This window comes from Pseudomonas sp. GW823-FHT02C05 (genome assembly GCF_058797595.1).
In genome coordinates, this window is record NZ_JBXAJU010000006.1 from 120,908 (window position 1) to 135,045 (window position 14,138).

Sequence of the window (14,138 nt, forward strand, 5' to 3'; positions counted from 1 at the left end):
GTGACAGCTTGCCTCACCCTCTCAAGCCCAGGGTTTTCTCGGCTTTTTCCCACACAAAACGCCTGTAGCCGCTGCTGAGCCTGCGAAGCTGCGAAAGGCCGGGCCGCGTTCGGTACGTAGGGCCTTGCCTGGCAACTTCCCGTCGAACCTGCGGCGTATTCAAGATCCTGGCGCCTCCTACGGAGCCGTTCGCAGCCTGCGGCAGCGGCTACTGGGTTCGCGACCAGGTGTTCGAGCGAAAAACAAGATAGATGCGCAGCTAACGAATTTTCCCCGGGCCGCAACTATTGGTTACACCTTGGTGATAATCTCGTGGCACTCCCGCTCAGATCTACCGCCCGATGCCCAGCCAAGACCCTCTGCTGCTCCGTCACCATCGTCCGTTCATCGCGTTCTGGCTGGCCCGGATCTTTACCGCCAGCGGCTTCCAGATGCTCACCGTGGCCATTGGCTGGAACCTCTACCAACTGACCGGCAATGTGCTGGACCTGGGCTTGGTGGGGCTGGTGGAATTCGCCCCGCGGGTGCTGTTCATGCTGCACACCGGGCATGTGGCCGACCGCTACGACCGGCGTCGGGTGGCGGCCATCTGCCAGTCGCTGCAAGCCCTGATCGCCCTGGCCCTGGCCGTCGGCAGCCTGACCGACAGCGTCACCCGGGAAATGATCTTCATCCTGGCCTTCCTGCTCGGCGGCGCCCGCTCCTTCGAAATGCCCACCACCCAGGCCCTGCTGCCGAGCATCGTGCCCGCGGCGCTGTTTCCCCGGGCGGTGGCCGCCGCGCAATCGGCGCAGCAGTCGGCGACCATCGTCGCCCCGGCCCTGGGCGGGTTGCTGTACGCCTTCGGCAGCGTCTGGGTCTACGGCCCCACCGTGGTCCTGTACCTGATCGCCTGCGTGCTGATGCTCAACCTGCCGGCCCGGCAGACCCCGTTGAACAAGGGCAAGGCCACCCTCGATTCGCTGCTGGCGGGCATCCGCTTCATCCGCAGCCGCCCGGACATCCTCGGCGCCATCTCCCTGGACCTGTTCGCGGTATTGCTGGGTGGCGCCACCGCGCTGCTGCCGGTGTTCGCCAAGGACATCCTGCTCACCGGCCCCTGGGGCCTGGGGCTGCTGCGTTCGGCGCCAGCGGTGGGGGCCTTGCTGATGTCCCTGTGGCTGGCGCGCTTTAGCGTCGAGCGCAAGGTCGGGCGGGTGATGTTCACCGCGGTCGGGGTGTTTGGCGTGGCCACCATCGCCTTCGGCCTCTCGACTTCGTTCTGGTTTTCCCTGGCGGTGCTGGTGGTGCTGGGGGCGGCGGACATGATCAGCATGGTGATCCGCGCCTCCTTCGTGCAACTGGAAACCCCGGACGAAATGCGCGGCCGGGTCAGCGCGGTGAACGGCCTGTTCATCGGCGCGTCGAATCAGTTGGGGGAGTTCGAATCCGGGCTGACCGCCCACTGGTTCGGCACGGTGCCGGCGGTGGTGCTGGGCGGGGTCGGCACGCTGCTGGTGACCGGCGTCTGGATCAAGCTGTTCCCGACCCTGGCCCAGCGCGATCGGATGATCGAACGGGTCGAGCAACCCAAGGCCTGAAGCCGCGCCGGGCTGGCGCGGCCAGGTTCAAGCCTCAGTGGCTGGGCTAAGCTTCAGCAGCGGCTCGCCATTTCGCCGCCTCCAGCAGGTCGCAACCATCCTGGGTCAGTACATAGAGCACGTCGATGATGTGCGGGATGTCCTTCACATCGCCGTGGCTGAAGTTCAGGCAGCAGAGGGTTTCCAGCAGATTGGCAGCCGTGCGCATGCGTTGCTCGGCGGCTTCGTGCAGCGCCTCAGGGGAGGCATTGGCGTTGATAAAAAACACACCTGGCCGGCTTATGTTGGATTTAAGCGGCACATAGTGAGCAGCAGTTTCCGGGGTATTCATCATTAGATCCTTCTTTATGAATGACCGCCCCAATCGTGACCAAACGATGGGTGGCGGACTGTGCACAGGTTGGTCAACCGGGAAGAAGGCACCCGGCACACCCGAAGGTGTCCCGCGCACAGCCCACCATTAAGCGTGCGGACACGAAAAAGTGCCTGCAAACCAGGGTGGCGCGTGCGCCTTCTAATTTCGGGTGACCAAACCCGGCCGCTGAATTGGCAGCGACGGCGCGAACTATAGGGGTGATGGGACGGGCGGTGCAACAAGCGGCTGGTTAGCCTTTGTTACCCGTTCACAAGCCCCCCGCCTGACTCCTTGTCGAACCGAGCTGCGACAGAGAAACGCCCCGTGGGGGGCCTCGTAACAGGTTATTGATCATTCTCTGCAATACAAAACCGCTACGAAGCGTGTAAGGTATCGCCTTACACTCGCACCCCATGATCAAGTCCTTTCAGCACAAAGGCCTGCGCGCCTTCTATGAAACCGGATCGACTCGTGGAATACGGGCCGAGCATGCACGCCGGTTGGCCCGCCAGCTGTCGTTCATGGATCACGCCAGCGAACCGGCAGACCTCAATCTGCCGGGCTGGCGGCTGCACCCGCTCAGGGGCGACCTGCTTGGCTACTGGTCCCTGGTAGTGTCCGGCAACTGGCGAGTGATCTTTCGTTTCGTAGGTTCGGATATCGAGCTGGTGGATTATCTGGACTACCACTGAACAGGAGGCAGGATCATGCCCATCCACAACCCGCCCCACCCCGGTGACACCCTGCGCCTGGATATCTTGCCCGAACTGGGCATCAGCGTGACGGAGCTCGCGCGGCATATCGGCTACGCCCGCCCGCACCTGTCCAAGGTGTTGAACGGCCATGCGCCGATCCGCGCGGAACTGGCGGTCAAGCTGGAACGCGCCGGAATCGGCAAGGCCAAGGTCTGGCTGGCGGTACAGGCCGATTACGACATCTGGCACACCGAGCAGGAACTGCAACCGGTGATCGAGCCCATCGTGGCCCATGTTGGCTGAGCCCTAAACCAGCAGCTCTCCAGCCACCTTGGCGCGCTTGCCGCGACCGCACAGCGCTTCCACCAGGGCCAGGGCAAACGCCAGGGCCGCGGCGGAGCCCTGGGCGGTGATGCAGTTACCGTCCACCACCACCGGCTGGTCGACAAAGGTGCAGCCCAGCAGATGATGGCTGGCGCTGGGCAGGCAGGTCATGCGCCTTTGGCGCAGCACGCCATACGCCTGCAAGGCCAGGGCCGGGGCTTCGGCGATGCCGGCGAACAGGCGCCCCGCTGCGGCCTGATCCTTGAGCAGTTGCTGCAGCGGTTGATGGGCCGCCAGGTGCTGGGCGCCCACCGCGCCGCCGGGCAATACGATCAGGTCGAAGCGCTGGGCCAGCACGTCCACCAGCATGGCGTCGGCGGTCAAGCGGGTGCCCCGGGCGCAGGTGAGCATGCGCCGGCCTTCGACGCTGGCGGCCAGCACTTCGACTTCGGCACGGCGCAATACGTCGATCAGGGTCACGCTTTGCAGGTCGTCGATGCCTTCGGCAAGGGTGACCAGGGCTCTGAAGGTCATGGGGATGACTCCGCGTGGAGGTCTTTAGAGCTTAGTCAGCTTTGCCGGCTGCCGTTCAGGGCGCCGTCACTTGATGTAGATCTGCGCGCCCAGGCTGTTGCCCGGGGCGTTGAGCGAGGTGTTGCGAAAGCTGAAGGTGCCCTCCTGCTTGCCCGCCAGGTCGAAGACATAGACATAGCCGACGGTAGTCCCCGAGTTGCCGCAGGGCACATAGCTGGAGCCGTCCTCGCACACCGGCGAACGGGTGCCATCGACCTCGAAGCCGTCCAGGGTCACATGGGGCTCGCGGCCGTAGCCGATCTCCAGCACGTAGACCTTGATGTTCGGGCCGTTGTGATCGCACTGGGTCCGTTCACGGCCGTCGGAGACATCCTCCAGGCCGCAGGAAGGTGACAGCACCTTGAGAATCTCCACCCGGCTCAGCGGCGGGGCCGAGCGCGCCATGGCCGGGGCCGCCAGCCAGCAGGCTGTCGCGCCGAGCAATGCCAGGGCTGTCATTTTCACTGTGCTGCGCATAAATCCCCCCTAAAACCAGGGCGCAGTATGCGCTACTTGCCAGCGCGGCAAAACATCGCCGACGATCGCAGCCATTGGCCCACGCTGCTGGTATGATGCGCGGCTTTTTCCGACCCAGAGCAAATCCGCAGGCACCTTATAAAGTCTGTGCTTTGCTGTTGGAGTCGATACATTCACGGCGCCCGGCGGCGCCACGGGGAGCAGACATGCTGGAAAGGCTGTTTCAACTCAAGGCACACAACACCAACGTGCGCACCGAGATTCTTGCGGGCGTGACCACCTTCCTGGCCATGGCCTACATCCTTTTCGTCAACCCGAGCATTCTCGGCGAGACGGGCATGGACAAGGGCGCGATCTTCGTTGCCACCTGCCTGGCGGCGGCCATCGGCTCCACCGTCATGGGCCTGATCGCCAACTACCCGATCGCCCTGGCACCGGGCATGGGCCTGAACGCCTTCTTCACCTACACCGTGGTCCTGCACATGGGCCACACCTGGCAGGTGGCCCTGGGTGCGGTATTCATCTCGGCGGTGCTGTTCTTCCTGCTGTCGATCTTCCGCATCCGCGAATGGATCATCAACAGCATCCCCCTGCCCCTGCGCTCGGCCATTGCCGCCGGTATCGGCCTGTTCCTGGCGCTGATCGCCCTGCATAACGCCCAGATCGTCGTGGGCAACGAGTCGACCCTGGTCGGCCTCGGCGACCTGAGCAAACCGGCCCCCATCCTCGCAGCCCTGGGTTTTGCCCTGATCGTGGCCCTGGAAGCTCTGAAAGTGCGCGGCGCGGTGCTGATCGGCATCCTCGCGGTGACCGTCGTCTCCATTCTCATGGGCGTCACCCCGTTCGGCGGCGTGACCTCGATGCCACCGTCCCTGGCCCCGACCTTCCTGCAACTGGACATCAAGGGCGCCCTGGATATCGGCCTGATCAGCGTGATCTTCGCCTTCCTGTTCGTCGATCTGTTCGACAACTCCGGCACCCTGATCGGCGTCGCCAAGCGCGCCGGCCTGATGGGCAAGGACGGCCACATGCCGAAAATGGGCCGGGCGCTGATCGCCGACAGCACCGCTGCCATGGCCGGTTCCTTGCTGGGCACCTCGACCACCACCAGTTATATCGAATCCGCGGCGGGCGTGAGCGCCGGCGGCCGCACCGGCCTGACCGCCATCGTGGTGGCGATCATGTTCCTGCTGGCGCTGTTCTTCTCGCCACTGGCAGCCAGCGTGCCCGCCTTCGCCACCGCACCGGCCCTGCTGTTCGTCGCCGTGCTGATGACCTCGGGCCTGGCAGAAATCGACTGGGAAGACATCACCGTCGCCGCTCCCGTGGTCGTCACCGCCCTGGCCATGCCGTTCACCTACTCCATCGCCAACGGCATCGCCTTCGGCTTCATCGCCTGGACCGTGATCAAACTGCTGTCGGGCCGTGCCCGTGAGCTGAACGCGCCCCTGGTGATCCTGTCGATCCTGTTCGTGATCAAGCTCGGTTACCCCGCATGACTTTTGACGCCGCAAGCTACACCACCCAGTTGAATGACAAGGTCGCGCGCTTGCGCGACCTGCTGGCCCCCTTCGATGCCCCCGAGCCTCAGGTCTTCGACTCGCCCCTGCAGCACTTCCGCCTGCGGGCCGAATTCCGCCTGTGGCGCGAGGCCGGGGAACGGCACTACGCGATGTTCTCCCAGGACGACAAGCGCACGCCGATCCTCATCGAGGAATTCCCCATCGCCAGCCAGCGCATCAACCAGTTGATGCCCCGGCTCAAGGCCGCCTGGCAAGCCAGCGCGCCCCTGAGCCAAAAGCTGTTCCAGGTGGAGTTCCTCACCACCCTGGCCGGCGACGCGATGATCACCCTGTGCTACCACCGCCCGCTGGACGAGCACTGGCACAAGGCCGCGAGCCAATTGGCCGCCGACCTCAAGGTCAGCGTGATCGGCCGTTCCAAGGGCAAGCGCGAAGTCATCGGCCAGGACTACGTAGTGGAAAAGCTCGAAGTCGGCGGGCGTACCTTCAGCTACCGCCAGCCCGAAGGCGCCTTCACCCAGCCCAACGGCACGGTGAACCAGAAGATGCTCAACTGGGCCTATGAAGCCCTGGGCGAGCGCCAGGACGACCTGCTGGAACTGTACTGCGGCAACGGCAACTTCACCCTGCCCCTGGCCACCCGGGTGCGCAAGGTGCTGGCCACCGAGATCAGCAAGACCTCGGTGAATGCGGCCTTGAGCAACCTCAGCGAAAACGCTGTGGATAACGTCACTCTGGTGCGCTTGTCGGCCGAAGAGCTGACCGAAGCCCTGAACGAAGTGCGACCGTTCCGCCGCCTGCAGGGCGTGGACCTCAAGAGCTACGAATTCGGCAGCGTGTTCGTCGACCCGCCCCGGGCCGGCATGGACCCGGACACCTGCGAACTGACCCGGCGCTTCGACAACATCCTGTACATCTCCTGCAACCCGGAAACCCTGGCGGCCAACATCGCCCAGTTGCACGACACCCACCGCATCACCCGCTGCGCGCTGTTCGACCAGTTCCCCTGGACCCACCACATGGAATCCGGGGTCCTGCTGACCCGCCGCTGATTTGCCGTGCAATAGCCAACAGCCGTCCTCGTGACGGCTGTTTTCATTAAAGGCAGCACAATTGACCCCGCAGCCAGCCTTGATTTTGATAAGGCAGAGCTTCGCTGATCCAAATCACAATGAATCACACAGGTTATTAGGATCAACTTACAGCAGCCTCGCGCTACCACTTCGATAACCAATTCAAGCCGGCGGGATCACCAGCCATGGCGCCTGAGTGCTCATTCTATTCTTCTTCGCTTTCAGATAAGGCAATGTGAGAGGCCCGCAAATTCTCGCCTGCGGCCATATTCTCTAGAGAACGACAACAGCAGAGCTCTCGGAGCGGATAAACCGGAAAACTTCCAATACACCTAAGCCAAATTGACGGGAATACCTCCTAGAACCTATAAAATCACCTCACAGGTGATGACTCCCCTCCTCAAGCAGCTTAATATCTAGGTTTCCTATCTATGAAGCTAACTCTCGCCATGACGCGGGTTTGGGAGGGACACCAAAATGGCATTATTTCCTACTTTTTTGTCGGTCGTATACATCGTTCGCAATCAAAGCGCCCAACTTGAAAGTATTCTTCGAAACGCAGAATTACAACTAGCATCACTCGTAAGTGATTACGAGTTAATTATCGTCGACAATGCATCCGACGACGACAGCATCAGCACACTAAAAGACCTAACAAGTCAATCCGGTCTCCCTAACCTTCAAGTGTATGCACTGACCAAGGAAGTTAATACTGACACAGCGTCCTGGGTCGGCCTTGAGAATGCCCTAGGTGATTTTGTTGCAGTCATCGACCCTCTCACAGAGGACATCGCCTTTCTCCCTGAGATGCTTGATAAGGCGCTCTGCGGAGTTGATGTTGTATTTGCGAACAATAAACAAAAGACCCGCCAGGCTTATACATATCGAGCAGCCTACACCGCCTTTAACCACCTGTACAAACACTTCAATGGCATACATCTTGCCAACGACGCCCCACAGTATAGATTGCTTAGTAAACGAGTGATCAATTTTATACTTCAGCATCCACAGCCCGCTCTTGCCTATCGGCATTTGCCTGCAACAAGTGGGTTCTCGCGCATAAATATGGAATACAGTTCAAAACCGCTTGTAGAGAATATGAAAAGGCTTGGTGAAAGCATTGACCGGGGAATGCGTTTGTTGGTTTCCACTACGCATGCACCGATGAGACTAGTGACATCTCTATCACTTTTTGGTGCAGCCGCTAACTTAATTTATTCCCTGTATGTCGTTGCCGTTGGACTTTTCAAGACCGACGTGGCACCAGGCTGGGTCAGCATGTCTCTGCAACACTCTGGTATGTTTTTTCTTATCTCGCTAGTTCTATTAGTTTTGGGCGAGTACATCCTACACATGGCAAGCCTTAGCAATGAGGGTCCCATATATCATGTCGCCCAAGAGTTCACCAGCACTCGGATGACCCGTAGAGAAAAGCTAAATATCGAAGAGGTAAATCTTCCGCCACTTGATAACTCTGGTACATCCGAGCGAGTTAGTGCATGACGACGAGAGAAAACAAGGTAGACGCCGTAGTAATTGGTGGCGGATTCTACGGTTCGGCAATAGCCATCTATCTTGCAAAGCAACGCGGACTGCGCAGAATAGTCTTACTTGAGAAAGAACCTAACCTATTGACTCGTGCCTCATACAATAACCAGGCGCGTGTGCACAATGGCTACCACTACCCTCGTAGTTTTACCACAGCATTCCGTAGTCGGGTCAACTTACCTCGGTTTGCGCGTGACTGGCCGCAAGCCATTGAGCAGAACTTCGTCAAGCTGTACGCCATCGCGCGTCGCAACTCCAAGGTTACAGGCAAGCAGTTCGAACGCTTCTGCAACGAGATAGGGGCAGAAATAACGCCAGCGGACCTCGAGTTGAAATCTTTGTTCGAACCTCGCCTTATTGAAGAGGTTTTCGTTACCAAGGAATATGCCTTCGACACCACGAAGCTCTCTCACTGGGCTACACAAGAGTTGCACCAACTTGGCGTTGAAGTTCGCTTTCAATCACATGCCGTTGCCATACATAGAACTTCTGAAAAGCACATGAGCGTCACGACGAAGCATCATGATGAAAGTATTGACATACTTGAATGCAACTACATTTTCAACTGTACTTACAGTGGTTTGAACCAGCTTCATGGAGATTTCCCAAGCACCAAAAATGGGTTAAAGCATGAACTTACTGAAATGGCCCTTATAAAAGTACCGAGCGTGCTGGAAAATATTGCCGTAACGGTGATGGATGGGCCATTTTTTTCAATGATGCCCTTCCCCGCCCGGAATCTGCACACCCTTTCCCATGTCCGATACACCCCTCACTTCAGCTGGAAAGATGAGCCTGGAATTGATCCGTATCAAAAATTGAACGACTACGATCAGGAAACTCGAGTAGACCGTATGTTGAGAGATGTCGGGCGGTATCTTCCTTCTATTCTTGACTCCAAATATGTTGACTCATTATTTGAAGTAAAGACCGTACTCTCGAAAAACGAAGGAGATGATGGCCGCCCCATTCTATTTGAGAAGCACGCTGAGCTACCGGGCTGCTATTCAGTGCTTGGGGGGAAAATCGATAATATTTACGACGTACTTGAAAAGCTCGACACGGAACAGTTCAAGAGCTCGAAGGAGTGATAATGACAAACGCACTAGTTGGATTTTCTGGATACGTAGGAAGCACGCTTCTCAAGCAAGCAAAATTTGATCGACTCTACCGCTCGACCAACATTCAAGATATCGAAGGTCAGAAATTCGATACGATAGTCTGTGCAGGAGCGCCAGCTCAAAAGTGGATTGCCAATCGCGAGCCTAAAGAAGATCGCAAGAAAATCGAGGCGTTGATAGGACACCTTCGCACAATCAAGTGCAAAACCTTCATTCTGATCAGTACTGTCGACGTTTTTAAAAACCCGGTTGAAGTAGATGAGTCCACACCAATCGATGAGAGCGGACTGCATGCTTATGGCCTGCACCGCCGACTAATCGAAAAGTTTGTGGAAGGTCATTTCCCCAATCATCTGATTGTTCGACTACCCGGGCTGGTAGGGCCAGGTCTACGCAAGAACGTTGTCTTTGACTTCCTGAATGACAATAATTTGCACGCAATAGAAAGTCGTGGGGTATTTCAATTTTATCCTATGGTAAATCTCTGGTACGACATCCAGACAGCATTACATGCAAATCTCCGTTTGATTCATCTTACCTCCGCCCCGATCAGTGTTGCGAATGTCGCACTTGAAGGGTTTGGAAAGACTTTTACTCAAGAACTGGCCAGCACTCCCGGACGCTACGACATGCAGACTTGTCATGCGAGTGTATTTGGCGTGCAAGGCCGGCATCAATATAACGCGCGTGAAACGATCCAGGCGATTCGAGCCTACGCCCAGTCAGAAGCGGTGACGTTAAAGCTGGCGTCGGGGGCCAAATCATGAGGCTCAGCATTTCAAATATCGCTTGGGATGTATCTGAAGACATTGCTATCGCAGAACTGTTGAATCGATACAGTATTGACGCTATTGATATAGCCCCTGGCAAATATTTTCCCGATCCTACTGCAGCCAAAGACGAAGAGATTGCAAAGGTCAAGCAGTGGTGGTTCGACCGGGGCATAGAAATCACCGGCATGCAGGCTCTGCTTTTTGGAACAACAGGCTTGAATGTATTTGGCACGCCAGACTCACAAAAAGCGTTACTTAACCACCTTGACGCCGTCTGCCGTATTGCCTCTGGACTTGGCGCCACACGACTAGTATTTGGCTCTCCAAAAAACCGTGACCGTTCCGGACTGGACGACGAACAGGTCATGAATATTGCCGTGCCATTTTTCACGAGTCTAGGTGATATAGCCCAGAAACATGGTGTAATTATCTGCCTGGAACCAAACCCGTCTTGCTATGGTGCCAACTTCATGACTACAAGTGCAGAAACAGCACGCGTTGTGAAAAGAGTTAACCATCCAGCGATAAAGATGCAGTTAGATACTGGTGCCATTACAATTAACGGCGAAAGTGCCACAGCAGTACTAGGTAATGATGCGAGTCTGATTGGGCATATCCATGCCAGTGAGCCAGATCTACTGCCTCTTGGTGATCACGAAACAGATCATCAATCAATAGCTAGCGCCATTTCTAGATTTTTACCAGACCATCTGATCTCCATTGAGATGGTTGCAACTAAAGAAGAGCCGCACCTCAACTCTGTCGAGCGCGCACTTACTTGCGCTATTCAATACTATCATCAGCGCCAAGGTGCTACGCAATGAAATGGCTGATTTTGCTGTTGGGTATCGCAGCTAATGCTTCGGCAAGCGTCTTAGTAAAATTAGCCATGATGCCTCCCCGTAAATTCCCCTCAATTTCCGACCCTATGTCTGCGCTGACCAATTGGCCATTCTGGTTGGGACTTGGTCTTTATGGAGGGGCTTTTCTTTTATATGCCGCCGCTCTGGGGCGCTTACCTTTGAACGTCGCTCATCCAGTGCTGACTGCCGGTGCAGTGGCTACTGTCGCCTTATTTTCGGTTGTTATCTTCCGAGAACCTTTTCACTGGACCACTGCCGCAGGCATCTTGCTGGTGATTACCGGGGTCGTGCTCATCACTTATCGAGTAGCTTGAAACTTATGAATAAAGCATCCACCACCTCTATTGCAGGACATGAAACATGGCAAGTGCCTGCAATGAAAACTCTCCTTTGGCTTGGCCGGCAACAACCTTGGTGCGTTGTTATTCCCGTGATCAATGAAGGACAACGCATTAAAAATCTTCTGAAAAAAATGGAGATCCAGAAGATTTCCGGAATAGCAGATATCCTTATTGTAGATGGCGGCAGCAAGGATGGCTCCCTGAACCTCGACGCTTTGAAAGAAGTGGGTGTCCGGGGATTGATCGAGAAAACAGGCCCAGGAAAACTCAGCGCCCAGCTTCGCTGTGCCTACGCGTTCGCACTTGAGCAGGGATATGAGGGCATCGTTACCATAGATGGCAATGATAAAGATGATCCTGAAGCAATACCAAGATTTATTTCAGCTCTGAGAGAGGGAGTGGACTTTGTTCAGGCCTCACGATTCATTGCTGGAGGTATCGCTGAAAACACGCCAAAGTCCCGAGACTTTGCCATTCGTTTCATTCATGCGCCCTGTCTGAGTCTAGCCTCCGGCTTCAAATGGACTGATACAACCCAAGGATTTAGAGCCTACAGCCGAAAAATGCTCATTGATCCAGAGATTTCAATATTCAGAGATATTTTCTCAAAATATGAGTTGCTCGCCTATCTATCCTACCGTGCGCCAAAATTAGGATTTAAATGTGTAGAGCTTCCTGCTGCCAGAAAATATCCCGTCGACGAGATTCCAACAAAAATCACAGCATTCAAAGGAAACCTCGACGTATTGAAAACACTATTTGCTACCTGCTTCAAGCAGTACAACCCTAAGAGAAATAATTAACATGAAGGAGAAAAAGTACTACCTCATCGTTTTTTTAATTATCAGCATTAATATTTTTATCGCCTCTAGATACATATCAATTTCCCCTATAGTTGATGGCTGGGCGGTATGGAATCGCGTGATGCTGCTCAACTTCAATGAACTGTCGTTTATTGATTATTTGCTTAATTTCTTTGGTGCACACCCACACTCTGTAGTCATGCTACTGGCCTGGATCGACTATCATGCCGGCAATGCCAACCAAATAATTCTTGCTATAGCATCTTTCAGTGCAATTGCTGCATTCGCACTGTTTTGTACTCATCGCTTTCAGGTTTGGACAAAAAAGATCAATGCTCCGGGTTACGGTATTTTTCTAGGTGGAGCCGTCATCGCTCTGCTGACAACGACCCTTGCTGACCAACAGGTCATGACCATCCCATTTCAAGCCGTATTGTCGATTTCCAGATTGAGTTATATAGTGCTGCTCTGGGCCCTGATAAGGGCTCTGCGGGAAAACTCCGCCGCCAACCTATCAATCGTAACTATTCTTTCTTGCTTTGCGGTAACCTTTCACGGATCCGGGCCAATTTTTTCCCTTTTGTTCATCGCTATACATTGCATGATGTACAAGGGTCCCTGGCGATTCCTCACAGGCTTCGCACCTGTTGCTGCGACAGCGACCCACTCCTACTTTTATAAGCTAGGTGGTGAACTTGACAACCTTGGCTCGCTGATCTCCTTGGATGGCTTCGTAAGCATTTCAAAAGCATTATTTGGTTACTTTGCCTCTATACTTCTTCCTTTCCTGGGTATTCTCGGCGAAAACACCGTTTTGATTATCGGTGCAATTGTCTTTCTATTCACCGCCTGCATCGCCTGCTACTGCCTGCTCGATTTGATCGTTAGGCGCTTGAAAAAAGCTGAGCCTCGCACCACTGACGACGAGAAGCTATTTGCCGGTATTTTGAGCGCATTTATCTTGCTTTCAGGAGCTGCTGCAGCAATTCTAATGACCGTACGTGTGGGTCCTGATTCATATAAAGCAACTCTATCCAGCTCTCGTTACATTGCCTACTCATTGCTCTCCTATGCAATGATGGTGTGCGTACTCGTGTACTCATTGAACAGAAAAAATCCAGGTAATATTTTAAGACTATCCGGGGTAGCATTCATCGGCATAATTGGCCTCTACCCTACATTAATTTTCAAAAACAGCTACTCATTCGATATAGAGCTGAACAAAGCTATCGCAGCTATTTCGATTGGAGTATCACCATTGGTATCTCCGGCCGATGCTATTTGGCCTTTGGCCAAAGATGATTGGTACTGGGTAAACTCTCTCCCTCAAACAGTGAGCTACCTCAAAGAAGAGAAGCTGGGCCCTTGGTCAAAAATCCCTGCTCTGCATCAGATATACATGGGTAAGAAAAAGCCTAAAGAGATAGAGATAACCAATTTTTCGAAAGCATCACTGTCTTGTAATGGTGAAATTTACAATTTTTCTGGAACGCTTCCGGCACCGGCACGCAGCCAGTTCTTAAGAAGCAAAATAATCACAATTATTGACGTTGAAAATAAAGTCATCGGTTTCGCTGTTCAGACCCGCTCGCAGAGCGAAACTCACGGTGCAGATATCCAAGGTTATATCGTGACCAATGATACACAACCACCTGCATCCATTTTTCTGGCACCACCTGGAAATTTTTACATAGGGAAAAATGATCTAAACCTGATCACCTCCTACAACCTGACAGACAGTACGTGGCTAAAGGGTTTTGCCAGAAACTGGCCTGGTTTCTTTGTAAAAGATACGCAGGAAAACAGACAGCTACTGGTTCCAGGTAGCCTATTGAAGTTTTCAAATGGCGATTACCGACTGCTTACAGAGCAGATTATTGCCAACGGCTTTGTCAACGTTCGCACGAATGGCACAGTTCTGAATGCTGAGGCTATTGGTTATCCAAAGCCGATCAGAATAATAAATCCCGCTTGTCAATGAGTATTGATCTGCAGAAAATTTCCAGCGAAAAAGAATTTCGGAAACTTTATAGAACGTCCTATTCGAAGGTTATGTTCATTGCAGCTCACTCAATACCCAATTGAATTG

At 54.8% G+C, this 14,138-nt stretch carries 15 protein-coding genes; 12 read left to right on the top strand and 3 right to left on the bottom strand.

The window, feature by feature from the left end:
- Window positions 1-341: 341 nt before the first annotated feature.
- Window positions 342-1,580: an MFS transporter gene (locus tag AC1RGE_RS28910; protein WP_103290660.1), complete on the top strand. Its 1,239-nt coding sequence runs from the start codon at window positions 342-344 to the stop codon at window positions 1,578-1,580.
- Window positions 1,581-1,626: 46 nt separating this feature from the next.
- On the opposite strand, the gene AC1RGE_RS28915 is transcribed toward AC1RGE_RS28910, so the two are convergent.
- Window positions 1,627-1,911, bottom strand: coding sequence for a hypothetical protein (locus tag AC1RGE_RS28915; RefSeq protein WP_041774485.1), 285 nt, complete (start codon window positions 1,909-1,911; stop codon window positions 1,627-1,629).
- A gap of 437 nt (window positions 1,912-2,348) precedes the next feature.
- On the opposite strand from AC1RGE_RS28915, the gene AC1RGE_RS28920 reads away from it, so the two are divergent.
- Both AC1RGE_RS28920 and AC1RGE_RS28925 read left to right on the top strand, forming a co-directional pair.
- The gene (locus AC1RGE_RS28920) at window positions 2,349-2,627 is read left to right on the top strand and encodes a type II toxin-antitoxin system RelE/ParE family toxin (protein ID WP_011063591.1); all 279 of its coding nucleotides are present in this window, start codon (window positions 2,349-2,351) and stop codon (window positions 2,625-2,627) included.
- 15 nt (window positions 2,628-2,642) lie between these two features.
- The gene (locus AC1RGE_RS28925; RefSeq protein ID WP_053160128.1) at window positions 2,643-2,933 is read left to right on the top strand and encodes a HigA family addiction module antitoxin; all 291 of its coding nucleotides are present in this window, start codon (window positions 2,643-2,645) and stop codon (window positions 2,931-2,933) included.
- Window positions 2,934-2,936: 3 nt separating this feature from the next.
- On the opposite strand, the gene AC1RGE_RS28930 is transcribed toward AC1RGE_RS28925, so the two are convergent.
- Both AC1RGE_RS28930 and AC1RGE_RS28935 read right to left on the bottom strand, forming a co-directional pair.
- The gene (locus AC1RGE_RS28930; protein ID WP_065363647.1) at window positions 2,937-3,488 is read right to left on the bottom strand and encodes a DJ-1 family glyoxalase III; all 552 of its coding nucleotides are present in this window, start codon (window positions 3,486-3,488) and stop codon (window positions 2,937-2,939) included.
- Window positions 3,489-3,554: 66 nt separating this feature from the next.
- Window positions 3,555-4,004 (bottom strand): DUF4879 domain-containing protein, encoded by a 450-nt coding sequence (locus AC1RGE_RS28935; protein ID WP_015637117.1) that lies wholly within the window; start codon window positions 4,002-4,004, stop codon window positions 3,555-3,557.
- Window positions 4,005-4,210: 206 nt separating this feature from the next.
- Here AC1RGE_RS28935 and AC1RGE_RS28940 point away from each other — a divergent pair, with 206 nt between their 5' ends.
- From AC1RGE_RS28940 to AC1RGE_RS28980, 9 genes are all read left to right on the top strand, one after another.
- A complete protein-coding gene (locus AC1RGE_RS28940) occupies window positions 4,211-5,503 on the top strand; it encodes an NCS2 family permease (protein WP_015637118.1) in 1,293 nt (430 codons plus the stop codon).
- On the top strand, window positions 5,500-6,579 hold the full coding sequence (trmA, locus tag AC1RGE_RS28945) for a tRNA (uridine(54)-C5)-methyltransferase TrmA (RefSeq protein ID WP_492585462.1): 1,080 nt from the start codon (window positions 5,500-5,502) through the stop codon (window positions 6,577-6,579). The genes AC1RGE_RS28940 and trmA overlap by 4 nt, the downstream gene beginning before the upstream one ends.
- Window positions 6,580-7,077: 498 nt before the next feature.
- Window positions 7,078-8,103 carry a glycosyltransferase gene (locus tag AC1RGE_RS28950; protein WP_072444987.1) on the top strand — a complete coding sequence of 342 codons (1,026 nt, stop codon included), beginning with the start codon at window positions 7,078-7,080 and terminating at the stop codon, window positions 8,101-8,103.
- Window positions 8,100-9,239: an FAD-dependent oxidoreductase gene (locus AC1RGE_RS28955; protein WP_072444985.1), complete on the top strand. Its 1,140-nt coding sequence runs from the start codon at window positions 8,100-8,102 to the stop codon at window positions 9,237-9,239. Before AC1RGE_RS28950 ends, AC1RGE_RS28955 begins: the two co-directional genes overlap by 4 nt.
- A gap of 2 nt (window positions 9,240-9,241) precedes the next feature.
- The gene (locus AC1RGE_RS28960) at window positions 9,242-10,036 is read left to right on the top strand and encodes an NAD-dependent epimerase/dehydratase family protein (RefSeq protein WP_072444983.1); all 795 of its coding nucleotides are present in this window, start codon (window positions 9,242-9,244) and stop codon (window positions 10,034-10,036) included.
- Window positions 10,033-10,866 (top strand): sugar phosphate isomerase/epimerase family protein, encoded by an 834-nt coding sequence (locus AC1RGE_RS28965; protein WP_072444981.1) that lies wholly within the window; start codon window positions 10,033-10,035, stop codon window positions 10,864-10,866. The genes AC1RGE_RS28960 and AC1RGE_RS28965 overlap by 4 nt, the downstream gene beginning before the upstream one ends.
- Entirely contained in the window at window positions 10,863-11,219 is a 357-nt protein-coding gene (locus AC1RGE_RS28970; protein WP_072444979.1) for a DMT family transporter, read from the top strand. Before AC1RGE_RS28965 ends, AC1RGE_RS28970 begins: the two co-directional genes overlap by 4 nt.
- Before the next feature lie 5 nt (window positions 11,220-11,224).
- A complete protein-coding gene (locus AC1RGE_RS28975) occupies window positions 11,225-12,049 on the top strand; it encodes a glycosyltransferase family 2 protein (protein ID WP_072444977.1) in 825 nt (274 codons plus the stop codon).
- Between the two features lies 1 nt (window position 12,050).
- Window positions 12,051-14,030 (top strand): hypothetical protein, encoded by a 1,980-nt coding sequence (locus AC1RGE_RS28980; RefSeq protein WP_492585464.1) that lies wholly within the window; start codon window positions 12,051-12,053, stop codon window positions 14,028-14,030.
- Window positions 14,031-14,138 lie beyond the last annotated feature (108 nt).

What these genes read in the sequence shown, in the direction of transcription:
- AC1RGE_RS28975 (WP_072444977.1), top strand. Translation starts at nt 11,225, where the DNA reads ATGAATAAAGCATCCACCACCTCTATTGCAGGACATGAAACATGGCAA.
- AC1RGE_RS28915 (WP_041774485.1), bottom strand. Translation starts at nt 1,911, where the DNA reads ATGAATACCCCGGAAACTGCTGCTCACTATGTGCCGCTTAAATCCAAC.
- AC1RGE_RS28960 (WP_072444983.1), top strand. Translation starts at nt 9,242, where the DNA reads ATGACAAACGCACTAGTTGGATTTTCTGGATACGTAGGAAGCACGCTT.
- AC1RGE_RS28980 (WP_492585464.1), top strand. Translation starts at nt 12,051, where the DNA reads ATGAAGGAGAAAAAGTACTACCTCATCGTTTTTTTAATTATCAGCATT.
- AC1RGE_RS28940 (WP_015637118.1), top strand. Translation starts at nt 4,211, where the DNA reads ATGCTGGAAAGGCTGTTTCAACTCAAGGCACACAACACCAACGTGCGC.
- AC1RGE_RS28920 (WP_011063591.1), top strand. Translation starts at nt 2,349, where the DNA reads ATGATCAAGTCCTTTCAGCACAAAGGCCTGCGCGCCTTCTATGAAACC.
- AC1RGE_RS28970 (WP_072444979.1), top strand. Translation starts at nt 10,863, where the DNA reads ATGAAATGGCTGATTTTGCTGTTGGGTATCGCAGCTAATGCTTCGGCA.
- AC1RGE_RS28930 (WP_065363647.1), bottom strand. Translation starts at nt 3,488, where the DNA reads ATGACCTTCAGAGCCCTGGTCACCCTTGCCGAAGGCATCGACGACCTG.
- AC1RGE_RS28925 (WP_053160128.1), top strand. Translation starts at nt 2,643, where the DNA reads ATGCCCATCCACAACCCGCCCCACCCCGGTGACACCCTGCGCCTGGAT.
- AC1RGE_RS28965 (WP_072444981.1), top strand. Translation starts at nt 10,033, where the DNA reads ATGAGGCTCAGCATTTCAAATATCGCTTGGGATGTATCTGAAGACATT.
- AC1RGE_RS28935 (WP_015637117.1), bottom strand. Translation starts at nt 4,004, where the DNA reads ATGCGCAGCACAGTGAAAATGACAGCCCTGGCATTGCTCGGCGCGACA.
- AC1RGE_RS28955 (WP_072444985.1), top strand. Translation starts at nt 8,100, where the DNA reads ATGACGACGAGAGAAAACAAGGTAGACGCCGTAGTAATTGGTGGCGGA.
- AC1RGE_RS28910 (WP_103290660.1), top strand. Translation starts at nt 342, where the DNA reads ATGCCCAGCCAAGACCCTCTGCTGCTCCGTCACCATCGTCCGTTCATC.
- AC1RGE_RS28950 (WP_072444987.1), top strand. Translation starts at nt 7,078, where the DNA reads ATGGCATTATTTCCTACTTTTTTGTCGGTCGTATACATCGTTCGCAAT.
- trmA (WP_492585462.1), top strand. Translation starts at nt 5,500, where the DNA reads ATGACTTTTGACGCCGCAAGCTACACCACCCAGTTGAATGACAAGGTC.